General features: G+C 66.7%; 28 protein-coding genes. 9 read left to right on the top strand and 19 right to left on the bottom strand.

Annotation, left to right across the window (positions count from 1 at the left end; genetic code table 11):
• Window positions 1-1,308: 1,308 nt before the first annotated feature.
• The gene (locus tag QH196_RS05675; protein WP_280414685.1) at window positions 1,309-2,262 is read left to right on the top strand and encodes a GNAT family N-acetyltransferase; all 954 of its coding nucleotides are present in this window, start codon (window positions 1,309-1,311) and stop codon (window positions 2,260-2,262) included.
• Between the two features lie 54 nt (window positions 2,263-2,316).
• On the opposite strand, the gene QH196_RS05670 is transcribed toward QH196_RS05675, so the two are convergent.
• Window positions 2,317-3,063 (bottom strand): SAM-dependent methyltransferase, encoded by a 747-nt coding sequence (locus tag QH196_RS05670; protein WP_280414684.1) that lies wholly within the window; start codon window positions 3,061-3,063, stop codon window positions 2,317-2,319.
• 27 nt (window positions 3,064-3,090) lie between these two features.
• Window positions 3,091-4,404 (bottom strand): bifunctional class I SAM-dependent methyltransferase/N-acetyltransferase, encoded by a 1,314-nt coding sequence (locus QH196_RS32330; RefSeq protein ID WP_348538050.1) that lies wholly within the window; start codon window positions 4,402-4,404, stop codon window positions 3,091-3,093.
• A gap of 472 nt (window positions 4,405-4,876) precedes the next feature.
• Here QH196_RS32330 and QH196_RS05655 point away from each other — a divergent pair, with 472 nt between their 5' ends.
• A complete protein-coding gene (locus QH196_RS05655) occupies window positions 4,877-5,803 on the top strand; it encodes an SDR family NAD(P)-dependent oxidoreductase (RefSeq protein WP_280414683.1) in 927 nt (308 codons plus the stop codon).
• A 238-nt stretch (window positions 5,804-6,041) separates the two neighbouring features.
• On the opposite strand, the gene QH196_RS05650 is transcribed toward QH196_RS05655, so the two are convergent.
• The 6 genes from QH196_RS05650 to QH196_RS05630 all read right to left on the bottom strand — a co-directional run bounded on the left by QH196_RS05650 (window position 6,042) and on the right by QH196_RS05630 (window position 9,229).
• Complete coding sequence (locus tag QH196_RS05650) at window positions 6,042-6,335, bottom strand: hypothetical protein (protein WP_280414682.1); 294 nt, start codon at window positions 6,333-6,335, stop codon at window positions 6,042-6,044.
• A 1,010-nt stretch (window positions 6,336-7,345) separates the two neighbouring features.
• Complete coding sequence (locus QH196_RS32325; RefSeq protein WP_348538049.1) at window positions 7,346-7,447, bottom strand: DUF397 domain-containing protein; 102 nt, start codon at window positions 7,445-7,447, stop codon at window positions 7,346-7,348.
• Window positions 7,411-7,545 (bottom strand): DUF397 domain-containing protein, encoded by a 135-nt coding sequence (locus tag QH196_RS05645; RefSeq protein ID WP_348538048.1) that lies wholly within the window; start codon window positions 7,543-7,545, stop codon window positions 7,411-7,413. Before QH196_RS05645 ends, QH196_RS32325 begins: the two co-directional genes overlap by 37 nt.
• Window positions 7,546-7,739: 194 nt before the next feature.
• A complete protein-coding gene (locus QH196_RS05640; RefSeq protein WP_280414681.1) occupies window positions 7,740-8,150 on the bottom strand; it encodes a PIN domain-containing protein in 411 nt (136 codons plus the stop codon).
• Window positions 8,147-8,398 (bottom strand): hypothetical protein, encoded by a 252-nt coding sequence (locus tag QH196_RS05635; RefSeq protein WP_280414680.1) that lies wholly within the window; start codon window positions 8,396-8,398, stop codon window positions 8,147-8,149. The genes QH196_RS05640 and QH196_RS05635 overlap by 4 nt, the downstream gene beginning before the upstream one ends.
• A gap of 96 nt (window positions 8,399-8,494) precedes the next feature.
• Window positions 8,495-9,229: a TetR/AcrR family transcriptional regulator C-terminal domain-containing protein gene (locus QH196_RS05630; RefSeq protein WP_280414679.1), complete on the bottom strand. Its 735-nt coding sequence runs from the start codon at window positions 9,227-9,229 to the stop codon at window positions 8,495-8,497.
• A gap of 140 nt (window positions 9,230-9,369) precedes the next feature.
• Between QH196_RS05630 and QH196_RS05625 the strand changes: the two genes are divergently transcribed.
• On the top strand, window positions 9,370-10,752 hold the full coding sequence (locus QH196_RS05625) for a serine hydrolase domain-containing protein (protein WP_280414678.1): 1,383 nt from the start codon (window positions 9,370-9,372) through the stop codon (window positions 10,750-10,752).
• A gap of 58 nt (window positions 10,753-10,810) precedes the next feature.
• Here QH196_RS05625 and QH196_RS05620 read toward each other — a convergent pair whose 3' ends face one another.
• Both QH196_RS05620 and QH196_RS05615 read right to left on the bottom strand, forming a co-directional pair.
• The gene (locus QH196_RS05620) at window positions 10,811-11,206 is read right to left on the bottom strand and encodes a nitroreductase family deazaflavin-dependent oxidoreductase (protein ID WP_280414677.1); all 396 of its coding nucleotides are present in this window, start codon (window positions 11,204-11,206) and stop codon (window positions 10,811-10,813) included.
• Window positions 11,207-11,316: 110 nt separating this feature from the next.
• On the bottom strand, window positions 11,317-12,246 hold the full coding sequence (locus QH196_RS05615) for a zinc-binding dehydrogenase (RefSeq protein WP_280414676.1): 930 nt from the start codon (window positions 12,244-12,246) through the stop codon (window positions 11,317-11,319).
• A 114-nt stretch (window positions 12,247-12,360) separates the two neighbouring features.
• Here QH196_RS05615 and QH196_RS05610 point away from each other — a divergent pair, with 114 nt between their 5' ends.
• Together QH196_RS05610 and QH196_RS05605 are read left to right on the top strand one after the other, a co-directional pair.
• Entirely contained in the window at window positions 12,361-13,017 is a 657-nt protein-coding gene (locus QH196_RS05610; protein WP_280414675.1) for a TetR/AcrR family transcriptional regulator, read from the top strand.
• On the top strand, window positions 13,017-13,700 hold the full coding sequence (locus QH196_RS05605) for a nucleoside/nucleotide kinase family protein (RefSeq protein WP_280414674.1): 684 nt from the start codon (window positions 13,017-13,019) through the stop codon (window positions 13,698-13,700). Before QH196_RS05610 ends, QH196_RS05605 begins: the two co-directional genes overlap by 1 nt.
• On the opposite strand, the gene QH196_RS05600 is transcribed toward QH196_RS05605, so the two are convergent.
• From QH196_RS05600 to QH196_RS05585, 4 genes are read right to left on the bottom strand one after another with little or no spacing between them, the layout of a single operon-like run.
• A complete protein-coding gene (locus tag QH196_RS05600) occupies window positions 13,657-14,589 on the bottom strand; it encodes a PfkB family carbohydrate kinase (protein WP_280414673.1) in 933 nt (310 codons plus the stop codon). The two genes, QH196_RS05605 and QH196_RS05600, sit on opposite strands and share 44 nt — an antisense overlap.
• Window positions 14,590-14,601: 12 nt before the next feature.
• Entirely contained in the window at window positions 14,602-15,585 is a 984-nt protein-coding gene (locus QH196_RS05595; RefSeq protein ID WP_280414672.1) for an NAD-dependent epimerase/dehydratase family protein, read from the bottom strand.
• Window positions 15,586-15,624: 39 nt separating this feature from the next.
• Entirely contained in the window at window positions 15,625-16,776 is a 1,152-nt protein-coding gene (locus QH196_RS05590; RefSeq protein WP_280414671.1) for a polysaccharide pyruvyl transferase family protein, read from the bottom strand.
• A gap of 34 nt (window positions 16,777-16,810) precedes the next feature.
• On the bottom strand, window positions 16,811-17,476 hold the full coding sequence (locus tag QH196_RS05585) for a TetR/AcrR family transcriptional regulator (RefSeq protein WP_280414670.1): 666 nt from the start codon (window positions 17,474-17,476) through the stop codon (window positions 16,811-16,813).
• A 116-nt stretch (window positions 17,477-17,592) separates the two neighbouring features.
• On the opposite strand from QH196_RS05585, the gene QH196_RS05580 reads away from it, so the two are divergent.
• Both QH196_RS05580 and QH196_RS05575 read left to right on the top strand, forming a co-directional pair.
• Window positions 17,593-18,963, top strand: a complete 1,371-nt coding sequence (locus QH196_RS05580) for a flavin-containing monooxygenase (protein WP_280414669.1) — start codon at window positions 17,593-17,595, stop codon at window positions 18,961-18,963.
• The gene (locus QH196_RS05575) at window positions 18,963-20,105 is read left to right on the top strand and encodes a serine hydrolase domain-containing protein (RefSeq protein ID WP_280414668.1); all 1,143 of its coding nucleotides are present in this window, start codon (window positions 18,963-18,965) and stop codon (window positions 20,103-20,105) included. Before QH196_RS05580 ends, QH196_RS05575 begins: the two co-directional genes overlap by 1 nt.
• Before the next feature lie 54 nt (window positions 20,106-20,159).
• Here QH196_RS05575 and QH196_RS05570 read toward each other — a convergent pair whose 3' ends face one another.
• Genes QH196_RS05570 through QH196_RS05560 form a run of 3 tightly spaced genes read right to left on the bottom strand, consistent with a single transcriptional unit; the run spans window position 20,160 to window position 22,241 of the window.
• Window positions 20,160-21,443, bottom strand: a complete 1,284-nt coding sequence (locus QH196_RS05570; protein ID WP_280414667.1) for an ArsB/NhaD family transporter — start codon at window positions 21,441-21,443, stop codon at window positions 20,160-20,162.
• A gap of 28 nt (window positions 21,444-21,471) precedes the next feature.
• Window positions 21,472-21,930, bottom strand: a complete 459-nt coding sequence (locus QH196_RS05565) for a CBS domain-containing protein (protein WP_280414666.1) — start codon at window positions 21,928-21,930, stop codon at window positions 21,472-21,474.
• A gap of 35 nt (window positions 21,931-21,965) precedes the next feature.
• Window positions 21,966-22,241 (bottom strand): hypothetical protein, encoded by a 276-nt coding sequence (locus QH196_RS05560; RefSeq protein WP_280414665.1) that lies wholly within the window; start codon window positions 22,239-22,241, stop codon window positions 21,966-21,968.
• A gap of 174 nt (window positions 22,242-22,415) precedes the next feature.
• Between QH196_RS05560 and QH196_RS05555 the strand changes: the two genes are divergently transcribed.
• Together QH196_RS05555 and QH196_RS05550 are read left to right on the top strand one after the other, a co-directional pair.
• On the top strand, window positions 22,416-23,429 hold the full coding sequence (locus tag QH196_RS05555) for a sensor histidine kinase (RefSeq protein ID WP_280414664.1): 1,014 nt from the start codon (window positions 22,416-22,418) through the stop codon (window positions 23,427-23,429).
• Window positions 23,426-24,085 (top strand): response regulator transcription factor, encoded by a 660-nt coding sequence (locus QH196_RS05550; RefSeq protein WP_280414663.1) that lies wholly within the window; start codon window positions 23,426-23,428, stop codon window positions 24,083-24,085. The genes QH196_RS05555 and QH196_RS05550 overlap by 4 nt, the downstream gene beginning before the upstream one ends.
• Window positions 24,086-24,177: 92 nt before the next feature.
• On the opposite strand, the gene QH196_RS05545 is transcribed toward QH196_RS05550, so the two are convergent.
• Both QH196_RS05545 and QH196_RS05540 read right to left on the bottom strand, forming a co-directional pair.
• Window positions 24,178-24,618, bottom strand: coding sequence for an SgcJ/EcaC family oxidoreductase (locus QH196_RS05545; protein ID WP_280414662.1), 441 nt, complete (start codon window positions 24,616-24,618; stop codon window positions 24,178-24,180).
• Between the two features lie 46 nt (window positions 24,619-24,664).
• Window positions 24,665-25,207: a YaeQ family protein gene (locus QH196_RS05540; protein WP_280414661.1), complete on the bottom strand. Its 543-nt coding sequence runs from the start codon at window positions 25,205-25,207 to the stop codon at window positions 24,665-24,667.
• Window positions 25,208-25,536: the final 329 nt, after the last annotated feature.

Raw genomic sequence — 25,536 nt, 5'->3', positions numbered from 1 at the left:
GGGGTTGGGGGGGGGTTGTGGGGGTTTATTTCCAACGCCCCCCCAATGCCCCGCCACCTTGAACTAAAAACCCCAGCGGAGCTGGGGTTTTCTGTGTCGCCCCTCCTCGCTCTGCTTCCCAACTCTCTATGGCTTCGCTGTTCATAGAGAGTTGGGAAGCAGAGCGAGGAGGAACAACACAGAAAAATAGAGAGGAAGAGAAGAGTCCAAGGTGGGGGCGGGGACCAAAAGGGCGGGAGGGGACCACAAAGCGGGGGAGACCACAAAAAGAGGGGCCAGCTTGGCAGGGTGCTGATGTTTCGGAGCGCCGATTGGTCGTGGATGAAGGGATCGACCACAAGTAGGGAGAGCGGGGAGCGCGGGGCCGGCCGCTGAGTCGCCGACCGGACCGTCCCCGGTGGCAAAAACCCGCGCGACCCTGGTTTTTGGCGACCTCACGAACTACGAAGGCGGAGCCGCCACTCGACTCGTCGATCCGTACATCGAGGAGCAGGGTCTGCAGTTCGCACTGACCGAACACTCGAAGAGGCACCACGCTGAGAAGGCGACTGTGAGCTGCAGAGGGGTAAGGCGTACTTCGACCCCGAGTTGGAGTCCTGGAAGGAGAGCGGGCCGGAGGCTCCTGCAGACGAGCAGATCGGCCGGCGCGCCAGCCTGCTGGCTGCTGAGGCACTCGACCGAGTGTGGAGCCTGTAAAACGAGTCTTCGATCATGGGTGGGGAGCTAGGAGCGGCGTGCGTTGACAGTAAGAAAGTGATCGACTGGCCTGGTCACGTCAAAGAGCCTGTTCGTCCATCGATCACGGATTTCGGGTGGCCGGTTCGAGTCGACCGGACCCACCGACAGCAATGTATTTTGTGTGTTTGCTCATCTCTGAGAAGCGTCATTGCTGGTCAGTACACTGCTTGGAGTGTTTGATCTCATAATCCATTGGTCGCGGGTTCGAGCCCCGCCCGCCCCACAAACGCCTTCTCACCTGCGAATATGAGAAGCCGTCGAGTAGTTTCAATCTAGGACAGCGCTTCGTCAGCAATATATTCTGCCGATAATCGTCAGTAACACCATGACGCCCACTGCTCGACACGGCCCGTTCAGTACTCCGCTGCTACTGCCCGGAACGTCGGTAGTCCCACCTCGCAAAGATCTCCCGGCCGCATGCTTCAACGGATTCCATGAAGGATGCCTCGGCCGAAGCGGTCGGATCGGTCGGTGCATGGGTGAACGCTCCGAGAGGGAACGCCGCGTCGATTGTGCTCAGAACTCTTGCGGCGTGGTGAGATGGCAGTTCATCGGCGACGGGAGAAAATCATGGGCTCGTCAAAGGATGTGGTCTCGGTACGTCCGATGGTTCGAGCGGACCTCGACGGCGTCGACGATATCTGCCGGATCGCCTTCGGTACCGCCCTCGGTGTCCCCGACCCGAGCACGACCTTCGGTTCTGCCGAACTGGTCCGTACTCGCTGGGCGGCAAACCCGGACGCCGCTTTCGCCGCCGATATGGGCGGCCGGCTCGCGGGATCGAACTTCGCCGCCCACTGGGGCAGCGTCGGGTATTTCGGACCGCTGACCGTGCGCCCGGATCTGTGGGACCAGGGCATCGGCCGGCGCCTGATGGATCCGATCATGGAGTGCTTCGAGACGTGGAATGTCCGCCATGCAGGCCTGTTCACGTTTCCTGACAGTCCGAAGCATCTGGAGTTGTATCGCCGGTACGGTTTCTGGCCCCGATTCCTCACGGCCGTGATGGGCAAACCCGTGGCCGATCCGCGCGGCACACCGCCGCAGACGTACGCAACGGCTGACGCCGCGCAACGCCCCGAGTACCTGGCGTCGTGCCGGTCGCTGACCGGCAGCGTGTACGAGGGACTGGACCTCGAAGTCGAGATTCGGTCCGTGCACACGCAGGGTATCGGCGACACCGTTCTGCTCGAGGGGGCCGCCGGGCTCGACGGCCTTGCCGTCTGCCACCTCGGCCCGGGTTCCGAGGCGGGCGACGGCGCCTGCTACATCAAGTTCGGGGCCGTGCGCCCGGGCCGCGACGCCGCGAACCGCTTCGACCGCCTTCTCGACGCCTGCGAGCAACTCGCTGCCACCCGTGGATTCGAGCGCGTCGACGCCGGGATGAACCTGGCCCGCGCCGACGCCTACGGGCACATGATCGACCGCGGATACCGCACCGGGTTGCAGGGCGTGGCCATGCATCGTCCCAACGAATCCGGCTACAACCGTCCCGGCGCGTACGTGATCGACGACTGGCGCTGAGCGTTGTCCCCGCGTGAGGCCGGCCGACACGGTCCGGCCCCACGCGGGTTCGGGTCAGCGCTTCATCAGGGCGAAGACTCCCCAGCCGAGATACTCACGCAGATAGCGTGTGTAGCTCGCCGGTTCGGTGTCGAGAGCCTCCCGCACCTCGGGGGCCAGTTCGTCACCCGGATTCCGGTCGAGCCAGCGGCGCATGTTGAGCCACTGGGCCGCGGTGTACCGGTCCCAGTTGTCCTGGTCGGCCAGCATCATCTCGACGATGTCGTAGCCGAGACCCTGGAATTGCCCGATCAAGTCGGGGAGTTCCAGGTAGTCGGCGATGGCGGTGGCGCGGCAGGCCTTGGCGGTCTCCTCGTCCGGAGGGGTTCGCCGCCAGTACGGTTCGCCGATCAGCATCAGGCCGCCGGGACGGAGGCTGCGCTCGAGCAGTTCGGCGGTTCCGGCGACACCGTTGCCGATCCAGGTGGCGCCGACACAGGCGGCCAGATCGACCGGTTGGTCCGCGATATGGCCGGCGGCGTCACCGTGGAAGAACTCGACTCGGTCGGCGACGCCGAGTTCGGCGGCGCGGGCCTGGGCCTGCGCGGTGAAGACCGTGCTGATGTCCACCCCGGTGCCGGTTATGCCGTGGTCCCGTGCCCAGGTGCACAGCATTTCGCCCGAGCCGCTGGCCAGGTCGAGTGCCCGTGTCCCGGGAGCGAGGCGCAGTGATTCGCCCAGGGCGGCGAGCTTGGTCGCGGTGAACGGGTTGTGGATGCGGTGGTTGCTCTCGCGGATGGTGAAGATGCGGGGAAGGTCCATGACCTGATTCCTTTCCGTCATGACTCGTCAGACGCCGAACGCCGCCGGGTAGGCGATGGTCCCGCCGGGAATGGGGCGGGTGCTGTCCAGGGCCAGCGCCATCATGGCGTCGTCCGGGACGTCGAAAGGTGCGTGGATTCCGAAGCGGGAAGCCGGCGTGAAACCGAAACGTGGGTAGTACTCGGGGTGTCCGAGGACGACGACCAGGTTCTCGCCCATCGCTGCGGCCGAGTCGAGGGCTGCGCAGATCGCCGCGGAACCCGCGCCCGTTCGCTGGTATTCGGGCCGAACCGCGCAGGGCCCCAGCGCCAAGGCGGGTTCCTCGCCGACGAGGCAACGCGTGAGCAGCGCATGCCCGACCACCTCGCCGCTGCCGGTGGTGGTGATCACGGACAGCCCGTCGATCCACGCCTCGGGATCGGTGCGCAGGGCGTCGACGATATCGGCTTCCTCGGCGGTGGGGAAGGCGGCGAGTTCGACTGCGCGGATGGCCGGGATATCTCCGGCGGTTTCGGGACGAGTGGTCCAGGTGGTCATGGTTGTTCCGTTCTCGGTGGTGTGGTCGTCAGGGCGCAGGATGTAGGCGGCGTAGCGGTAGTCGCGGCCGTGCCGGTTGCGCATGGCGATTTCTGCTTGTAGTGCGGTGAGTGCTTCGCGCTTCCCCGGGCGGTCCGCATCCATCAGACGCATTCGTTCGGTGAGCGGGGTGTAGTACTCCTGCCACCAGTCGCTCTCCGGTAGCGGCCAGTGTGCGTCTACCCGGTAGCCGGCCGATTGTGCCGCTTCGGTGTTGCCGGCATGTGTTCGTAACCGGTATGCCGCGTCCCAATAGGCCCGGACCTCGGCGCCAGGGTCGGTACCGGTCCATTCGATTTCGGTGATCGCCAGGACACCTCCGGGTGCCAGCAGCCGCCGCCAGGCCCGGAGCGCCGTGTCGAAGCCGACGGTGTAGACCGAGCCTTCGGCCCAGATCACGTCGAAGCTGTGATCGGGGAAGGGCAGCCGGTCCATCGAGTGGTTCACCACCGAGATCTGCCCGCCGAGTCCTCGGCGTGCCGCTTCGGCGGTCAGTTCATCGAGATAGGGCTGGTGGAGATCGACCGCGGTCACGATCGCGCCGGCCTCGGCGGCCAGCAGCAGGGCGGCGGCTCCTGGACCGCAGCCGGCGTCCAGGATTCGCGGGCGTGCGGGAAGTGGCCCGGCGGCCGCGAGCAGGCGCCGTGTCGTAGTGTCCGAGCCCGGCCCTTGCCTGGGCAGACCGTCGTGCAGTGCGAAGAGAGCGTCGATCACCGTGTCGGTGCCGGAGCTGGACGCGTTGGTTCCGGATGGGGAAGAAGACAACGTAGAAACCCTTGAACAGGGATCCCGGAATATGCCGGCCACCGCGCACGGGCAGACGCCGACGGTGCGGAGGGCCGGAGCGGTCCGGGATCCGGGAGATGATGTGATCCGTGCGAGCAGGCCGAGCGGCTTCGGGATCCAGGACTGTGGGCGGTTTCGGCCACGTCAGGGCCGCATACCGCCTCGGTCAGGGGATGCCGGGGAGTACGCAGGCAGCGGGCGTCGTCTCGTAGACAGCCGTGAGGTCACGGCGATGGAGACGACTACGCGATGCAGGCGGGCGCGCTCGGCGCGGGCCGGGTCACAAAACACCTCTTCCAAGGGCATACAGCCCGAAACGGACAATCAGTCGCCCGGAACTCAATCACAAGCGCGGAGCCGGGTCCACTCATTTATTGCCGCCGGTCTCCGAGCGGTGTGACGCAAGGACGGTGCAACGACGGTGCAAGCGCACGGTGTGACCATCGGTGACATGAGTTCGCAGAGCCTTGGCAGGGCCGAGGGGAAGACGTTTCTGATCACCGGCGCCAGTGCGGGCATCGGGTATTTCGCCGCCGAGCAGCTCGCGATGCGCGGCGCCACCGTTGTGCTGGGGTGTCGTGACATCGCCAAGGCAGGCGTCGCGATTCAAACGATCCGGTCGCGAGTTCCGGATGCCCGGCTGCGATCGGTGCAGCTGGACCTTGCCGATCTGTCCTCGCTGTCCGTGACGGTGGATGCACTCGGAGTCGACCGGTTGGATGCCGTGGTACTCAATGCCGGGATTCTGCTGTCCGGTGCGGAACGGCAGGTGAGCCCGCAGGGGTACGAACTGATGTTCGCCACGAACTACCTCGGCCATTTCGCGCTGGTCGCCCATCTGGCGCCGGCACTGGCGGCCACCGCGAACAGCCGCGTGATCACTGTGGGTAGTTACGCGGCGCGGACGGAGCGACTGGATCTCACCGATCTGCAGTCCGAGCGCGACTATCGCTCCAAGCGCACATACGCGCGTTCGAAGCTGGCCCAGATGTCGTTCGGATTCGAACTCGATCGTCGCCTGCGCGCCCGCGGCGCCGATACCGTCAGTGTGGTCGTCCACCCCGGCGGTGCCCTGGACTCACTGACCCCGTCACGCCCACCCCTGTTCGTCCGCACCACCGCCCAACGCCTGCGTGGCCTGCCGGCGGGTTTGGTTCTGCACGGCAAAGATGCGGGCGCCGAAGCGATTACGCGTGCCGTCCTGGATACGCAGATTACCGGCGGAGAACTGTGGGGTCCAAGGGTGTTCGGTCTACGTGGAAAACCGCATCGGGAGACGCCGCATCCGCATATGACCGATCGCCGCGGAGCCACCGAACTATGGTCCGCTACACAGGATTTCACCGGCCACGACCCGCTCGGTCGTCACGGGTACTGACTCCGGTGAGGCGCCGCCGGTGACCGCGGCAACAGCCGAAGCGACACCATCCAGTGATCCACAGGAACGATGTGGTCCGGCGCAGCACCGTGCCGCAGCGGATCTGCCCTGTCTACGCCGCGCTGTTCCCGACGAGCATGGCCGCATTACCCGCCCCCCCCTGTGGGCAAGCCTGATCAACAGCACGCCCCGGCGAATGCTGTCCTCCAGCGAGCCGCGTGCTGGGTGAGCCTTATGGTCAGCAGCTCTCCTGGAACGGGAAGCACGATGGTGGCGGGGTGGCCGGTTTCGCGGGCGCAACCGCCGAGGGAACCGCCGACGACGGAATCGCCGGGCCGTCAGTGTGCTCGGCCGGAGTATCCATATGGGTGAGTGTCAGGACAGTCAGCAGGAAAATCGCGCCACCCAGGAGTGCTCCAAGGGCCCATAGGGTCGGCATGATCGATGCACTGCGGGATCCGGGATAGCGCAGGGAATGGCCGCTGCGCCGGCGCGGCGGTGGCCGGTCGGTGAAGCGGATGGACGATCTCACGTAGCTTCCGCCCGGGCGCCCCCTGCGAGAGTGCCCCCGCACAGTCTCGAACCCCATGCCCGAAGTATGACTCGAGGACCCGACGAGCGGAGCGAAACGCTGTCGTGCGGCCGTTCCGGCCATTCACTGCCAGCGGAAATCAACGTAACGGCGGCGCCGGCACCGGTTCGCCGGGGATGCGAGGATGATCGCGACCGAACTGGACGGCACCCGATGGCGGCGCAGTTCGCCGGGGTGAGGGAGAGCAAGTGAACACCAGTGACCGGGGCAGCGGAGATCGCCCGGATCAACGCAGAGTTGGCCGAAACCGGGGCTCCATCCGATCCAAGCAGACGTCCGGAGTTGACCTACCGCTCCCTGGGAGCTGAGGCATGGATATGAGCGTAAAGCACGTATTTATCGTTTTCCTCCTGTGCCTTTCGATGCTTACGAGTGGCTGCTCGTTGGTCCGCGAAGCACTAGGAACGAATCCGAGACCCGAACCGCCTTGTAACGGCCCTGCCTTCGATCTGTGGAATACGCGGGAAGTGCTGGGGCCGCATGAACCTTTCAATATCGAGGCGCAACGAGCGGCAACCGGGACGGAGCCGACCACGTTGGACGCTATCGCGGCAGTCGCGGGTTGGCGTGGGAACTGGGACCGAATGATTGAGGTTTCCGAACACGCCACCACCGAAAAGCTTGTGTCCTGGGCAGGCCCGGCCTCTGTATGTTGGGAGGGACTCACCAATGATGTCGCGTGGACTGAGGGAACCTCAGAGGGAGCGTATCTCTTTATGGATGGCGGAAACCCCGTACAGACGGTGCACTACACCGGTCTTGACAAGCTCTTCTTCATCGGAAAAATACCTCCAGTAGTACTCCGCCACGACGTACTCACCCCGAACGGCCAGTATCTGCTCCCACCCGAGTAGGGCATGAACCGGGTCGCAAACCCGCTCATGAACTATTGGAAGCTTTCGCGGTCCGGCCGCCCGGTCGGTTGATCGTGCGGCCGGCCGCGGCGTCCGTCAGTGCCGGAGCATTCCGGTGGCGAGGGCCGAAACAAATCCGTCCCATTCGGCCGGGCCGAAGGTCAGCGCCGGTCCGGCTGCGTTCTTCGAATCGCGCACGCCGACCGTCCCACGCCGAGGAACGCGACCTCTACGCAGTTGTGCTGTCCGGAGCTGCGGCTGCTTTTGAACAAGTTTGCGGTGGATAGGTTGGTCATCGGTTCCACTCCTTCAAGGCAGCGTGCACCAGATTTCTGGACTCGGTCTCCGAATGCGCGACTCGGCGCAGCCTTTCCACGACCTCGGAATGCATGGCCGGTAGTGCTTCCGGTTCCAGCGCGTCCCGGCCGAGGCGCTGCCGGGGGGCGGACGGTTCATCCGCGCACCGCGTCGAGGGCGGCGCGCGGCGGGGTCAGATTTTGATGATGGTGGCGTGGTCGCCGCAGAGTGCGGTCAGGTCGTCGGGGTCGGATGTGAGTACGGTGACGGGGCTGTTGGCGGCGACCGCGGTAGCGGCGAGCATGGCGTCGATGGCGTATTTGTGGCCGTGCAATTTCGTGGCGGCGAGCAGGGCCGCGGCGTGGCGCGCGAGGGGTTCGGTGACCGGTTCGACCACGAGCCGGGACAGTGTCCATTCCAAGGCCGGGTATTTGATCCGCGGATGAATCACCTCTACCAGCGTGGCGGCCGAGGTGATGACGCGCATATCGTCGGCCCGGGCCAGGGTGAGCCACCCGGTGACCGTGCGGTCCCGTAGCACGGCCTTGGTGAGCCCCTCGCTGTCGAGGACCAGGGTGCCACCGGGAGCGGCATATCCGCTCACGCAGCGTTTCCTCGTCCACGGCGAGCGTTCTGGAGTTGGTCGCGCAGTGCCTGGATCTCTTCGTCGCCGATCGGGCCGTGCTCTGCTTCGGCCACCATGATGAGTTCGTCGAGGTTATCTCGTTCGATCTGACGGGCTACGGCGGCGGCAACGTAGGCGGACAGCCCAGAGGGGCCGCCGCGCTCTCGGGCTGCTTCGGCGAGATCACGGGGCATTGTTATCGAATACTTCGCGGTACGCTCGGCCACGCTACCTATCCTACCGTTGATGCTCCTGCTGTCGGTGCGGTGTTCCGCTGAGCCCGGCATGCGGAAGGCCGTGGCCACCGACCTGGTGTGCGGCACCTAACCTTTCACGTCGATCCGGGACTGCAGGCCGTCCAGCACCCGCTCCAGTCCGTAGGTGAAGGTGTTCTCGCGGACTTGTTCCGGGTCTTTGTCCCGGTGCGCCGCGGCTCCCCGGTGAAGCCGGGGCCGGTCGTGGGTGGCGTCGTCGACGGCGGGCAGCAGGCCGGCGACCCATTCTCGTTCGGTCATACCGCTGCGCGCGATCATCGCGAGGTAGGCGGCCTCCGATATCGCTGTACCGATGACGTAGGAGATGAGGGCGCTCAGCGCCTGTTCGGATTCCTCCGCGGGGAATCCCGCAGTTTCGAACTGTGCCAGCATCCGTTCGGTCATGCGCATGACATTCGGCCCCAGGTGAACGAGCCCGACCTGGCCCAGTACCGGGCCGACCCAAGGGTGCCGCAGCGCCATTGCGCGCAAGCTGCGGGCGCCCGCGGCCACCGAGGTCCGCCAGCCGGCGGGGTCGGCGGGCTCCGGCAACTGCAGTTCGCCGTAGACCTCGTCCACGACCAGTTCGATCAACTCGTCCTTGTTTGCCACGTGCCGGTACAGCGAAGTGGCGCCTGCGCCGAGCCGGGTGCCGAGCTTGCGCATGCTCAAGGCTTCGATCCCGTCGGCGTCCAGCAGTAGTACGGCTTCGGCGACGATCTGTTCCCGGCTCAGTGCGGGCTGTTTACGTTCCCGGGCCGGGCGGGTCCACACCGAGGTGATGGGCTTCTGCGCGGCAGCCATGGCGCCTCTTTCGTCGAGTTGAGCGTCCTCCGTCGAAGAGTAGCGCACAACGTTCCCCGTTGCGCACAGTGTGCGCGTCTGCGTACAGTGTGCGCATCATGCTCGTCGGCATTCGCCGGGCGCCCACCGAAGGAGACGTCATGACGGAAATCGCCCGATGGCAAGCCCGGTTCGACGAACTGCGCGCGGCCCATCGTGTTCCGGGTGCCTCCCTGGCTGTTCTGGTCGATGGACAGATCCACGAGCTGGCCAGCGGAGTCCTGCATCGGGGAACCGGGGTGCCGGTGAGCACCGATGCGGTGTTCCAGGTCGGCTCGATCACGAAGATCCACACCGCCACGCTGGTGATGCAGCTCGCCGAATCCGGCCGGCTGGATCTGGATGCACCGGTGGTGGAGATCCTGCCGGAATTCGCCACTGCCGATCCGGCGGCCACCGAGCGCATCACGACCCGGCAGTTGCTCAGCCACACGGGCGGATTGACGTGCGACTTCACCCACGACACCGGACGCGGTGACGACTGTCTGGCCAAGTATGTGGAAGCTGCCGCGGGGGTGGCGCTGGACTGCCCACCCGGTGCAGCCCTCTCCTACAGCAGCATCGGATACAACGTGCTGGGCCGCATCGTCGAAGTGCTCACCGGGCTGACCTGGGACGAAGCACTGCAACAGCGGTTGTGCGGGCCGCTGGGCCTCACCGGCACGGTAACTCTGCCCGAGGATGTGTTGCGTTTCCCCGCCGCAATGGGGCACTTGGGCGAGCCGGGTCAGGACCCGCAGCCCGCCCCCGCGTGGAACATGCTGCCCCGTTCGGCCGGCCCCTACGGTGGGGTGCTGTGTGCCACCGCAGCCGATCTCGCGCGGCTTGCCCGGATGCATCTCGACGGCGGGATGGCGCCGGACGGCACCCGGGTGCTGTCCACCGAGAGCGTCGCGGCGATGCAGCGCCGGGTAGTCGATTCACCCGATAAATGGACGGTGAGCGCGGACGGCTGGGGCCTGGGCTGGACGCTCTACGATTGGAACGGTATCCCCGGCTTCGGTCACGACGGCGCCACGATCGGACAGTACGGTTTTCTGCGCGTCGTACCCGAGGCCGGAGTAGTCGTCGTGCTGCTGACAAACGGCGGCGGCTCGCGAATGCTCTACACAGATCTGCTGCGCGAACTGCTCGGCGAACTGGCCGACGTGCAGATGCCGGACGCGTTCGCTCCTGCCGCGGTGCCGCCCGTCGTGGATATCGCGCCGTTCACCGGGACCTACCGGCGCGAGGGCGTCGCCATCACCGTCACCGAACGCGACGGAGCAGGCTATCTGGTCTACGAATTCGTCGACGGTATGGCCGGACTCTCACCGGCAATGGAGATGACACTGATTCCGGTCTCCGGCAGCGTGTTCGCCGGCGCAGGCACCGGCCCGTTCGCCGAGGACTGGATGCCCGTGGTGTTCTCGGCGCTCCCCGACGGTACCGGCGTCTGCTACATCGGCATGCGGGCCGCCCCGAAAATCGGTGAGCTGGGATGATGTCCGGTGCTCCCGAGGGCCCGGGAATCGGACGGCGCGGCGTGGAGGGGGCGGTGGTTCAGTCGATATGGAATACGAGGATTCCCGCGACCACGTTGATCAGGCGTGCGAGGCGTGGAACATCCGTCGTTGCCCGGCGAGGGTGGACGATACGCGGGCCGCGCAGTGTCGCGGAGGTTCGTCGGTAGCGCAGAGTGGCTTCGCCTGCGGTGACCACATTCCGGGCCCAGTCGGTGTCGCCGTGCAGCAGGAGTACCGCCATCACATTGCCTTTCCGGAAAACGCGGACCGGAGCTTCGTACCGGTTGCCGGTTTTCCGGCCGATATGTTCCACCACGGCGAAGCCCGGCAATGAAGGAGCGAGTCGTCGCATCCACGGGTTCATGTACCGGAAGCCGAGCCGATCGATCCATTTGGGGAAGAAATACGGCAATGAACCTTCGGTGCTCGACATTTCGACCAGTTTAGGAACCCTCGCGTCCGTTGGACACCCTGCGCAGGTGTGCTACCGATTTCCGGCCGGTGACGAGCAGTAGCAGGTCGGCGATCGGGGTCCGCCGGATATCAGCGCAGCTCCAGCACTGCTTTGCCGTGGAGACGGCGGCCCAGCAGGGCGTGGATTGCTGTATCGGCCTCGGACCACGGCCCGCGCCATGTGATATTCGGATCCAGGGCGCCGGTCGATACCTGGCGGGCCAGCCAGCCGAAATCGCGGCTCAGACCGGTGCATTGCAGCAGGAAGAAGGTGGTGATCGATCGATCGTGGCGCCCCTGATCGCCGAGAAACGCCCCGTACGGAAAAGTTTCCGCGGCGCCTGCCGCGTGACCGACCGACACCACTGTGCCGCCCTCGGCCAGGCGCGCGAATGCATCGACGAGTTGCTGCCCGCCGACGAGATCGATCACTCCGTCGACCGGCTCGGCCAGCTCGGCGGGGCCGGTGACGACTTCGGTCGCGCCGAGGGTGCGCAGGCTGTTTGTGTGGGTGGCCGGATCGGCGGTCGAGGCGATCACGTGTGCGCCACCCTGGCGGGCGAGTTGAACCGCATAGCGGCCGGTGCCGCCGGTCGCGCCGGTGATCAGGATCCGACGGCCGAGAATGGGGCCGAGCCGGTGTAGTGAGCGTAGGGCGGTGGCTCCGGCAACGGGGATGGTGCTGATCGCGCCGTGGTCGGCGTTCGCGGGAACGGTGCCGATCAGGTCGGTATCGACCGCGCGTAGTTCCGCCCAGGCGCCGTACGCGCCGAGGGTGACCACCGGGGTGCCGGCCGGTGGGCCGGAGCCGTCGGCGGCGGCTTGTTGCACGATTCCGGCCGCGTCCCAGCCCAGAACGGCACCGTCGGTGGCCTCGGCGAGTGCGTGCCGGATCTCGCCGCTGTTGAGTGAGGTGGCGGTTACGCGTACTACCGCCTGGTTCGGTGCCGGTTCGGGGTCGGGGGCCTCGCCGAGGCGTAATCCGGACTCCGTGGACCGGTCGACGACCAATGCGTGCATGTGTCGGTGCCTTTCGAATGCTGGGGTGATCTACCGCCTGAAAATGTGCCACTTAGTGGCAAATGATGTCAAGGGGCAATAGGCAGTCGAGGGCGGTAGGGTTATCGTGTCGGTATGGCTGATGTGGTGAGTGAGCGTCTGCCGCTGCGGGAGCGCAAGAAACTGCGCACACGCGCGGCGCTGATCGACGTGGCGCTGGAACTGTTCACCGAACGCGGATTCGACAGCGTCACACTCGACGAACTCTGCGATCGTGTCGAGGTGTCCAAACGGACCTTCTTCCGCACCTTCACCAGCAAAGAAGATGTGGCCATGGCGCCCCTGCGCGACCTGTGGGAGGCATTCCTCGCGGACCTGTCCGATCGTGAACCGGAACCCGGACCGCTATCGCGAACACTGCAGGACAGCCTCCTGGCGGCGCTGGACCGGATGCCCCGGGACGGCTGGGCCGGCCGCGCCGTCCGCAGCCACCGGCTCGCGCAGTCCACGCCGTCGATGGCCGCGAGCAATCTCGAATTCTGCGCCCGCACAGTACGCGCCGCGATCGAGATCCTGCGGGAGCGTTACGTTTTCGATCCCGGTGCTGATCTCCGTCCACGCCTCGCCCTCGATATCTCCGTGGCCGCCTTCCACTGCGCCCTCGACACCTGGAGCGCGGGGTCCGGTGATACCGGTACAGCCACACTCACGAGCCATACGCGCGCCGCTCTCGCTGCCGTGCCCGGGGCCCTCACCGTGACAGTGAACCCGCGGGCGGGAACCGTAACGTGATGAACGACGAAACCCTCGTGACGGTCGGCGACCTCGCGCGGCAGGTGGTGTCTGCGGCGGGCCGGGCCGGCGCCGGACGCCGATACCTGCTGGGAATCGCCGGACCGCCCGCGGCCGGCAAGTCCACTTTCGCTGCGCGATTGTGCGCGGCCCTGAACCGGCCGGACGCGGACCTGGCCGGGGTCGCGCCCATGGACGGATTCCACCGGACCACAAGCGAACTCACAGCCACGGGAGAATTCGAAAGAAAAGGGCAGCCGCGGACATTCGACGTGGCCGGGTTCACCACGAGACTGCGCGCCCTGCGGCGTTCGGTGCCGGATACTCCGGTCGGGTGGCCCGTCTACGACCGCGAGATACACGACCCGGTGCCGGACGGTGTGGTTTTCCGCGGGCAGCGGATCGTCGTGGTCGAAGGCAACTATCTGCTGCTGGACGCACCGGGCTGGCGGGATGTGCGTTCGTTGCTCGACGAGTGCTGGTACCTGGATGCCGGGGCGGAGTCGATCGAAGGGCGGCTCTACGAGCGGCACCGCGCAGGAGGGAAGACAACGGCGGTCGCCCGCGCACGGATCGCGAACAACGATCTGCCGAATGCGGTGCTCGTCGCCGGAACGCGCGAACGGGCCGATCTCGTGCTCACGCCTCGGGGCGAGGAATACTTGGCCCGGGTAGCCCGCTGAGGCGAGTGCACCATTCCCGCGTGCCGAAGAATCGGCAGGAGAAGCTCGCCACCTCCGATGCCGATGCCAGGGAGCGCACGAAATCATGGCCGGTGCTGGTGAAGTAGCAGAACGCGCCGTGCAGAATATCGCCCGCGCCCAGCGTGTCCACGGCGCGTACCTCCGGGATATCGATTCGGAATTCGCGGCCACCGGTGAGGCCGAGGATCGGATCGCTGCCGTTCGTGATCGCGATGTTCTCGACACCGGCGGTGCGCAGATACGCGAGCACGGCGTCGGTATCGCCTGGAGTGATACCGGGTGGTGCGAAGGCTGCGGAGCAGATTGCCGACCGGATATGAGGGAGCAGGGCGACGTGTGAGTCTTTGAAGCGGCCCGCGTCCAGAACGGTCGGGATGCCGAGTGAATGGGCTCGTTCGCAGAGCCCCGCAGCCAATGCCGGATAGTGCCCGTCGACCAGCACGACGTTCACACCGGTGAGCCGATCGGCGAGACGGTGGTCGTACTCGACGGCGATCCGGGCGCCGTCGAGAGAGACGATCGTGCGGGTGGCCGCCGATTCCGCAACCACGATGGACGACACCGGGGGCTGGTGGTCACTACCGGCGCGGACATCGACGACCCGCACGCCGTGCGCGGACAGGTCGTTGCGGATCAGGTCGCCGAGCCGGTGGCGTCCCACCGCGGTGACGAGAGTGGAAGCGCCACCGAGTGCGGCATAAGCCACCGCGGCGTTGGTGGCGGGCCCGCCCGCACCGATGAACTGGTCGAGCGCCTGGGTTTTCGTATCCTCCGCCGGATAGCTGTCCACGAGGTAGGCGATATCCACGGTCGAAATGCCCGCGAACAGGCCGGTTTTCGGGACGGCCGGTGTGCTGCCCGCGTTCATATCGCTCGCCGATCAGCCGGCCGCGGCCAGCGCTGCGTCGTCCGCGGCGGTGTCCGCATCGGTCCAGCCGGCATCGGACGGTGGGTTCTCCAGATGCCAGCGCACGGACTCGCCTACCCGTTGGGCTGGATCGGCGGGTGCCCAGCCGAGGAGGTCCTGTGCGCGGGCCACGGAGATCAGCAAATGCTGGGCCGGTGCGCCGGTGAGAGCGAGGTCCGGCGGCAGGACCGAGTCGGGGACCGTGACCAGTTCCGCGGTCGAGCCGGCGGCGTCGAGGATCTGCTCCAGCCAGGTGCGGATCGGCACGGTCTGCGTTTCGCCGAGGTTGACGGGCAGTCCGTCCGCCGTCCGGTGGTCCAGGGCGGCGAGGACACCGGTCGCCAGGTCGTCGACATATCCGCGGGTCCAGAGCAGATTGCCCGCGCCGATCGGGATCCGGGTGCGACCGGCTCGTAACCTGCGGAGTACCAGGTCTTCCCGGTGCTGCCGGTCGTGCGGTCCGTAGATCAGCGGTAGCCGCAACACCACCGCGCCGCGCGCGAGCCAGCGGTCTTCGACATCGCGTTTGCTGTAGTCGCCGGGCACCTCCGGCAGATCCGCGCCACGGTACGGGTAGCGGTCACGCCGCAGCTCCGAATCCTCGGTCAGCGGTACCGGTGAATCGCACCGGCCGGCCAGCAGCGCCGCATGGGCTTGGTAGACGTCCTGGCTGGACAGCACCACGGTCGGCACCTCGGGCAGAATCGGCAGTACCGCATCGACACCCGCGCCCGTCAGCGCGCAGCTGTCGATCACCGCATCGGGGGCGAAGTCACGGATTCGGTCGCGATGCTGTACGAGATCGTGTCGATCGCTGAGTAGATGCTCGACCGGTAGCCAGTCCGCGGGTTCACTACGACTCCGATGAACAAGCAGGACCTGATCGCCACGGGCGTGCAGACGTTCGACAACACGCCGGCCCAGAAACAGCGTTCCTCCGATGACCAGAACACGCATAGCGCCACCCTAGCGCCGGAGGTACCGCAGCCGAAGCGATCAGGGCGGCGTAGCGACAGTAGCGTCGGCCGGCGCTGTGGGGGCGTAGACAGCTCGGGCCAGTGCCAGCTTCGCCTGGCCCGCTGCCTCGACCACGGCGGCGTCGAAGCCGGTGCCCGCGGGGCGCTGCGGCATCTGATGGAGGTCGTCGAGCATCGTCCAGCCCGACCCGAGCTCGATCAGCGACCGGTGTTTGGTGGCATAGAAATCGCTACTGACCGGGATCGCCACCCCGGTGGCGCCCGCCGTCGCCGCGACCAGATGCATATGGAACCGGGTGGTCAGCCAGCACTGTCCGGCCGTGATCGGTAACCCGTGCTCCCAGATGTCGACGAAGGGGTAGAAGCGGGCGCCGGGCAGCTGGTGTTCGATGAGATCGAATACCTTCCGGTCCTCGCCCGGGATCGCTTCGACCACGCCGATCCGTTCGGGCCGAACCTCCCAGGCGCGCAGAATCCGCAATACGGCCGAGGCCAGCGCGTCGAGACCGATATCGACCTGATCGCCCTGCAGGCAGAGCATCACGTCGGGCGGATCGTCCTCGCTCGTCCGGAGCTTCGGCTGCGCCAGGAATGCATCGTCGATGCCGGGGGTGGTCCGGAGTAGATCCGCGGAGGGCCGGTCGCGGACGTCGGCGATCGCGAATTCGGCGGCGGTGGCCCGCACCAGCTCCGCGGCGCCTTCCGGCTCCGGGAACAAGCCGAGGCCGGTCGCCGCGCAGCGGGTACCGGAGGCGCGGGCGGCCGCGGCGGCTCCGGCGAGCAGACCGATATGCCGTGGCCAGATCCGGTTGATATAGCCGCCGCCGAGCAGATGGATGACGTCGGCGCGCCGCAGCAGCGCGATACCGCGATCCCACCGTGGCGCCAGACCGGGGTCGTCTACCGCCCTGCGCACCCAGGAGGCCACCTGCCACGGGTCGTCCGACGGCGCCTCCCAGCACAGCCGCCACAGCGTATCGGTGAAACGCACCCGCGGATGCAGATCGCCGAGCAGTACCTGTGCGGGGCCGGGAGAATGCGTATCGACCCACACCTGCGCCTCGGGTGCGGCGTCGGCGAGGTAGTTCAGCCAACCGGCGGTGATGAGCTCGTCCCCGTAGTTCGGGTGGCCCGCCGGACCGGCCAGATAGTAGAGCGGCGGTGGGTGCATGGCGGCTCCGATCGACCGAGGAGGCGTCGTCCGGTCATGGTATCCCGGCAAGCCCGGGCGGCTCGGTGGGCCGATCGCACTCCGGTGCTTGCAGAGCCGGGAACCAGATACCGGTGAGCACCTCGGCGGCCTGCTCCGCGGAGACCTCGATGGTGCCCTGCATGGCCCAGCGTGTGAAGAACCGTTCCAGCTGCGCTACCAGCAGTTCGATACGCAATCGCGCCTCGTCCCGGCGTGCGGCGGGCCAGCGGGCGAGGAAATCCGGCATGCTGTCGGCGAGGGTCATGATGCCCTCGCGGACGGCCGTGCGGAATTCCGGTTCGAGGGCGGTGGCCTCGTCCCAGGCGGGCAGCATGTCCTTGTTCTCGAAGAACCAATCGATGGCCCTGCTCATCCAGGTCGCGAATTCTTCCCGCGACCCGGTGGTGAGAACCCGGTCGAGGTCGGCGTAGACGTAGCGGACTCCCGCCGGGGTGCCCCCGTTGGCGATCGCGCGCAGCACCTCCGGTTTGCCGGTGAAATGCAGGTAGAAGGTGGCTCTGCTGCATCCGGCTGCGGCGGCGATGTCGTCGACGCGAACCGCGGAATAGCCCCGGGTTTCGAAGAGGTCGCGGGCGGCGTCGACGATGCGTGCCGTGGTCGAGCGCTTCTGTTCCTCGCGCAGCGTGCCACGGCGGACTGCGGGCGGTTCGGTCGGCATGAGCGCCATCCTAGACGGTGCAATCACTCACTGGACGGCATGTCCAGCGAGTGTTACGTTGTGTTTCAGGTCACGGCGGTGGGGCGCCGTTGATCGCGGCCGGACAGGAGTTGTGCATGAGTTCACCGGAACTGCCCAAGGTGTGCGTTATCGGCGCCGGTCCCTCGGGGATCACCACCGCCAAACGTCTCGCCGAATACGGGATCCCGTTCGATTGCTACGAAGCATCCGACGAGGTCGGCGGTAACTGGTATTTCAAGAACCCCAACGGGATGTCGGCCTGCTACCAGAGCCTGCATATCGATACGTCGAAGTACCGACTGCAATTCGAGGATTTCCCGGCACCCGCGGATTGGCCGGATTTCCCGCACCATTCGCAGCTGCTGCAGTACTTCAAGGATTACGTCGACCACTTCGGTCTCCGCGACCGGATTCGTTTCAACACGCTGATCACCGGTGCCGAACGCGCCGCCGACGGTCTGTGGACGGTGACGACGAGCACCGGCGATACCGAGGTCTACGATGCGCTGATCGTCTGCAACGGCCACCACTGGGACCCCCGATTCCCTGACTATCCGGGCGAATTCGACGGCGTACTCATGCACAGCCATGCCTACAACGACCCGTTCGACCCGATCGATATGCGCGGGAAGCGGATCGTCGTAGTGGGTATGGGCAACTCCGGTCTGGATATCGCCTCCGAGCTGTCACAGCGGTTCCTTGCCGAGAAACTGTTCGTTTCCGCGCGCCGCGGTGTGTGGGTACTGCCGAAATATGTGAAAGGTATGGCGAGCGACCGGCGTTCGCTGCCTTCATGGATCCCACCGAAGCTCGGCCTGAAACTGCGGCAGCGAGCCGTGCGCAAAAACCGCGGCGAGATGCAGAACTACGGGCTGCCCGCCCCGGACCACGAACCATTGGAAGCCCATCCTTCGGCGAGTGAGGAGTTTCTGCACCGCGCCGGCTGCGGCGATATCGAGTTCAAACCGGCCATCACCGAATTGGCTGGTGACCGTGTCCATTTCGCCGACGGCAGTAGCGAACAGATCGATGTGGTGCTGTGCGCCACTGGCTATCACATCAGTTTCCCGTTCTTCACCGATCCCGCGTTGCTCCCGGATACGGAGAACCGGTTTCCGTTGTTCGCGATGATTATGAAACCGGAGATCGATAATCTCTTCTTCCTCGGCCTGGCGCAGCCGCTACCGACCCTGGTCAACTTCGCCGAACAGCAGAGCAAATTCGTCGCCGCCTACCTGACCGGTCGCTACCATCTACCGCCGCGTGCGGAGATCGATCAGCAATTACGTGAGCAGGAAACGAGGCGCCGCGGTAGGTATTACGATTCGCCGCGGCACACCATCCAGGTCGAGTTCCTGCCCTATGTCCAGCGATTGACGAAGGAGCTCGAGGCCGGTGCTGCCCGGGCTGCCACCGCGGGCAACTCGCTACCCGTGGCTGCCGCTGCGATGCAGGGCGCGCGGTGATGAGCGGCTCCGCTGGGTTCTGCCGTGACGAATTCGCGCAGGTGCGTGCGGTGCTCGACGAACAGCTCGAATCGCAGGCCGAGCTCGGTGCGGCCTTGTGCGTGACCGTCGACGGGGAGCCGGTGCTCGACCTGTGGGGCGGCTACGTCGATCCGGCGCGTACCAGACCGTGGGAAGCCGACACCTTGGTGAATGTTTTCTCGGTCACCAAGACCATGACCGCGTTGTGCGCGCTGCTGCTGGTCGATCGCGGGGAACTGGATGTTCATGAACGCGTGGCACACTATTGGCCCGAGTTCGCCGCCAACGAGAAATCCGAGATCGAGGTCCGGCATCTGCTGTCGCACACCTCGGGGGTATCGGGCTGGGAACCGCCGATCGAGCTGGCAGATATCTACGACGCCGAGGCCGCGGCCGCCCGGTTGGCGGCGCAGGCACCCTGGTGGGAACCGGGCACAGCATCTGGCTATCACGCGTTGAACTACGGCCACCTGATCGGGGAACTGGTGCGTCGTATCACCGGGAAAACGCTCGGGCAGTTCTTCGCGGCGGAACTGGCCGGGCCGTTGAACGCCGACTTCTCCATCGGCACGGGCCCCGAGAAGGCCGACCGCATCGCGACCCTGATACCGCCGGCGGCGACTCAATTCGATATGGCGGCACTCGGCCGCGACAGCGTGCTCGTCAAAACCCTCACCAGCCCACTGCTCGATATCGCCGAAACCGCGACCCCGGCGTGGCGGGCAGCGGAAATCGGCGGGGTCAACGGTCACGGCAACGCGCGGTCGGTGGCCCGGGTGCAATCCCTGATCTCGTGCGGGGGAGTGCTGGACGGGCGGCGCTACCTGTCACCGGACACCCTCGACCTGATCTTCCGGGAGCAGGCCGACGGTGTGGATATGGCCCTGCTGACCCCGCTGCGTTTCGGTATCGGCTACGGCCTGCCGCATCCGCAGACCGCGCCGTACGTGCCGGACGGGCGGGTGTGCTGGTGGTCCGGCTACGGCGGTTCGATGGTCGTCAACGACCTGGACCGGCGGATCACCTTCGCCTACACGATGAATCGGATGGCGACCGGGCTGATCGGTTCCGATCGATGCGACCGCTATCTGAAGGCGGTTTTCGATACGGCAGGTGGCTAGCGCTGACCGGTGCCCGGGAGCGGCTCGCGACGTGCACGCGGCCGTTGCCGGTGGTCAGAAATAGCGGAGCACGATATACGCCCAGGCGAGCACGCTGCTGAGGGCGGTGACGACGATGCCGTAGCGGGTGAACTGCCAGAACGTGATCGCATGCCCCGCTCGCTGGGCGATCCCGAGCGCGACCACATTCGCGCTCGCGGCCACCGCGGTGCCGTTTCCGCTGAAATCCGCGCCGAACGCGAACGACCACCACAGCGCCTGCCCCTGCTTCGGGTCGGGTGTCTGTTCGACCAGTCCTTCGACCACCGGCGCCATGGTGGTCGTGTACGGGATGTTGTCGATGAACGAGGCCACCACCGCGGACCCGAAAACCAGGACGCCCGAGGCCAGGAGCGGGTTGTCGCCGAAGGCAGCGACGGCGGCATCGCCGAGCAGGCCGATGACACCGGTGTGTACGAGACCGGCCACCATCACGAACAGGCCCATGAAGAAAACCAGCGTCCCCCATTCGACCTCGCGCAGGATATCGCGGATATCGAGCCCGGAGATCAGCACCATGGCGCCGGCGCCGAGCAGCGCGATGATCGACGGCGCCACATGCAGCCACGAGTGCAGGCCGAAACCGATCACCACCCCGGCGAGTACGAGCATCGAGCGGGTGAGCAGCCGCGGGTCGGTGATGGCGCGGCGCTCCTGCAACGTCATCACCGTGGTGATGTGTTTCGAGGGTTCCCGCAGATGTGCACGGAACAGCCAGCGGGTGAACAGCACGAAGAGTACGAAGATCACCGTCACCGCTGGTGCCATATGGATCAGGAAATCGTTGAAACTCAGGCCCGCCCGGCTGCCGATGATGATGTTGGGCGGATCGCCGACCAGGGTGGCGGCGCCGCCGATATTGGCGGCGAGGACCTCGGCGATGAGGAACGGTTGCGCGGCGAAACCCAGCCGCCCGCACACCACGATGGTCACCGGCGCGACCAGCATGATGATGGTGACATTGTCGAGGAGCGGGGAGGCGACCGCGGTGATGATCATCAACATCACCATCAGCCGGAACGGGCTGCCGCGGGAGCGTTTCGCGGCCCAGATCGCCAGGAAGTCGAACAGGCCGGTGTGTTTGACGACGCCGACGATCACCATCATGCCCAGCAGCAGGAAGATGACATTCCAGTCGATCCCGGCGTGCGCGTTGTAGAAGACGTCCTCACCCGGCACCAGCCCGAGCACGGTCATGGCCGCCGCCGCGATCAGCACGACCTTGACCTTGTCGGCGCGTTCGGTCGCGATGAACCAGAACGCCCCGACGAAAATGGCTACCGCCAGGATCTGATTCATCGGCTACCTCGCCTCGGTCCGGCGGGATTCAGTCCTCGGGCCCGGCGACGGCCAGGCTGATCAGCAATCGTTCGAGGGTGATTCCGCCGATGAGGGCATGCGCGCGGTCCACCACAGCAACCAGGGGGCTGTGCCGTTGCGCCATCAGCGCCGCGATCTCGAGGAGGGTCGCGTCCCGCCGGACCACCGCCGGTCGCGGCGCGTGCTGGGGGAGGCAATCACCGACGGTGAGATGCCCCGGTTCCCGCCAGAACAGTTCGGCGTTCAGCTCGTCGATGGTGCGCACGAGCGCCGGATCGTTCTGATAGGAACTGGGAATTGCCAGCCGCAGCACCTGCGTGCCCGGTAGGACGGCCACCGGCCGATCCACCTCGTCCACCACGATCATGCCGGGCAGCCGGTTCACGACCATCAGGCGCATGGCTTTCGCGACGGGGTCACCGGGCCGGACGGTCGGCAGGTGGACGGCGATATCGTGAGCTTGCATCGGAGGATCCCGTCGCGCGTGCGGGGAAAGCGTGGTCATGGCCGGAACCTGTCGCCCGTGAGCCGGTCCACCAGCCGCTCCAGCCGCGCCACCCGGTCGGGTAGCGGTGCGCTGTGCAGGAGATCGGCGAACTGGTCGGCTTCGTCGGTCCCCAAGGCGACCGACTGAACGGGTTCGTCGCCGGCGCCGTGATAGACCAGTATATGTTTTCCGCCGTCGGCGCCGGTGACCAGCGCGAACCGGTCACCGCTGCGGGTCCGCAGATGGTGCACGGTGCCCTGGCCCGGTACGGTGCTGCGGTCGATATGCACCCGAACGCTCCTCCCGCCACCGATTGTCTGCGCTCTCAGTTTTCGCGAGCGAGGGTGCCGCCGACCATCGGTGCCGGCACCCATCTGTGGTGGCCGGCGCTGTGTATATCCCCGCCCGGAAAATGGGTGCCCGGCCTCATGGACACCCCGGCGGTCAACGGCCAGACTGAGGTCATGGACCGTCCGGGAAGTGGTATCGGCCTGTTCCGGCGGCACACCCGGACCCCGGCGGATGCGCTGTTCCGGCGGATCTTTCTCATCAACGGACTGGTGTTCACGCTGGGCACGCTGGTGCTCGCACTGTCACCGGCGACGGTGTCGTCGCGCGTGCGGTTGACCGAGATACCGGTACTGGCGGTGGGCCTCGCGGTCATTCTCGCGGCCAACGCCTTCCTGCTGCGGACGAGCCTGGCACCGCTGGACGAACTCATCGCCTCCATGCGGCGGGTCGACCCGTTGCGCCGCAGCGGTCGCGTCGACGGCCGGGGCAACGGCGATCTGGCCCATCTGATCGATTCGTTCAACGCCATGGTCGACCGGCTCGAAACCGAACGGGCCGCGGCCAGCGCCTCCGCCCTGGCTGCTCAGGAAGGCGAACGGCAGCGTATCGCCCGCGAACTGCACGACGAGATCGGACAGAGTCTCACGGTGGCGTTGCTGTCGATGAAACGGGCCGCCGACCGCGCACCCACCGATGTGGTCGATGTGCTGCACGGCGCCCAGGAAACGGTGCGCGGCTGCCTGGACGAGGTCCGCGGGATCGCCCGGCGGCTGCGCCCCGATGTCCTCGACGATCTCGGACTGTCCAGTGCGCTCAGTGCGCTGTGCAGCGAGTTCTCCTCCACCGCGGGGATCGGGGTGTATCGCGAGGTGGACCGGAACCTGCCGCGGCTGGCGCCGGATATCGAACTGGTCTGTTATCGGGTGGCGCAGGAGAGCCTGACGAATATCGCCCGCCATGCCGACGCCGGCCGGGTGGGGCTGAGCCTGCGCGTGGGCGGTGAGGCGCTGATACTGCGGGTCACCGACGACGGCCGCGGCGGGGTCGCCGAGGACGGGGCCGGAATCCGCGGGATGCGCGAACGCGCGCTGCTCGTGAACGCCACCCTCACCATCGATTCACCACCCGGACACGGCACGGTGGTCTGCCTGACCATTCCGCACCGCGGGGAAGGGAGTGCGCCATGACAGCACCGGCACCGGCCCGCATCCTGCTCGCCGACGATCACGCACTGGTCCGGTCGGGGCTGCGGATGATCCTCGACGCCGAACCGGATCTCACTGTGGTCGCCGAAGCCGCCAACGGACACGAGGCCGTCCAGCAGGCCGGAGCCGTACCCATCGACCTGGCGATCCTCGATATCGCCATGCCCCGGCTCACCGGTATCCAGGCCGCCCGCGAGATCAACCGCAACACACCGGGGGTGCGGATCCTGATGCTGTCGATGTACGACAACGAACAGTATTTCTTCGAATCCCTGCGGGTCGGCGCCTCCGGCTACGTGCTGAAATCCGTCGCCGACCGCGATCTGCTCGAGGCCTGCCGCGCCACCCTGCGCGGCGAACCCTACCTGTATCCCGGCGCCGTGAATTCCCTGATCCGCGAATGGCTGCAACGCGCGGAACGCGATGAACCGGTTCCGCAGACACTGCTCACACCGCGCGAGGAGGAGATCGTCAAACTCGTCGCCGAGGGGTATTCGTCGCGCGAGATCGCCGCGGACCTGGTGATCAGTGTGAAAACCGTGGACCGCCACCGCGCCAATATCCTGCAGAAATTGGGCCTGCGCGACCGCCTCGCCCTCACCCGCTACGCCATTCGCGCGGGTCTCATCGAACCCTGATCGCCGGACCGCGCCGGGCGTCTTCCCATACGGGAGATTCGGCGGCGGACCGGCGAAGCCCTGGGCGGCACGGACGCCGGTATCCGCGCTCGCTACGCGCCGGTTCCGCGGCCCGGAGTGAAATCGTCGAGGCCGTTGGTCCGCGTATTGTGCGCGGCCCTGATGAGCCATCGGCCCTGACGCTTCACCATGACCAAGGTGATCAGACCGGTGCGGTCCTCGGTCGCCTCCGCACCCGGTAACCGATGTTCCGGCCAGCTCCAGCGAGTGTGGACCAGGACGACCTCGGGCGTGAGCGCGGCGATATCCAGCACCTGCTGGGTGTAGTTCTTCTTCTGCCGTAACACCGATGCGGGGACGTCCTTGTGGCCGTCGATATTCTCCTGGCGGGTGCGCCACCAGATTCCGCGGTGGGTGATGAAATCCGAGTCATCGGTGAAGTAGGTGCCCCATTCGTCCATTTCGTGGCTCGTCCACAGCGCGGTATGGGCCGCGAGCGTCGCCCTGATGGTCTGTTCGTCGTCCGGATGCATACGACAACTCTGAAACCTGAAGTGGACTTGATGTCAACAGCAGGGGTCAGAGGAGTCGATGCTCGTCGATCGGGGTGGCGAGATCGGTGCCGTTCAGCTCGAGATAGAGCTGCCGTTCCATCACCGACAGTGTGGCCGTATTGCGGCGTTCCAGGGCGGCGGCCGCGGCGTCGACGAAGCTGCGGTCCAGGCTGTAGAGCGGGATGGACTCGGCCCGGTGGATCCGTTTCCCGGGCAGCGCCGCGAGGACTTTCGCGGGGTCGCGGTGGGTGTAGACGGCGACCCGGCCGGCGAGTTTGCTGCCGCGATGGACCCGGTCGGCATCGGGGGCGCCGACCTCGATCCACGCGGTGATCTGCCCGGTGAGATCGCGGACCAGCACGGCGGGTTCATCGGTCGAGGACACTCCGCCGTCGCTGAACGCGATCCCGTCCTCGTATTCGAGGCAGTACGCCAGCAGCCGGGTGACCAGGAATTCCGCGGTTTCCGACGGATGCCGGGCCAGGCGCAACTCCAACTCCTGGTAGACGCCGCGATCGACGTCGGAGAGTTGGACTGCGAAGGTGTGCAGAGTCGCGCCGATAGCCATAGGCAGGTCAGCCTAATACCCGGGGCGGCCGAAGCGTTCCGCGGCGCCCGGCCGGTGCGGTCCCGGGGCAGGAGGGGGCCGGCCGGATACGTTGCGGTGCAGTACGACCCGGCGCGCGGTGTCCGTCCGAGATCTGGCCCCGGCGGAAACTGATCCGGACCAGGGTGCGGGCGCCCCGGGGGGGGCGCGGGGCCCCCCCGCCCGGGGCACGGGGGCGCCCCCGGGGGGGGGGCGGCGCGTGGCCCCCCCCCGGGGGGTTCCCCCGCCCCCCCGGGGGGGCCGCACCCTGGTCCGGATCAGTTTCCGCCGGGGCCAGATCTCGGACGGAC

The organism is Nocardia carnea, from assembly GCF_029868325.1.
Classification (GTDB): domain Bacteria; phylum Actinomycetota; class Actinomycetes; order Mycobacteriales; family Mycobacteriaceae; genus Nocardia; species Nocardia carnea_C.
This window is presented reverse-complemented; position numbering and strand designations above follow the sequence as displayed.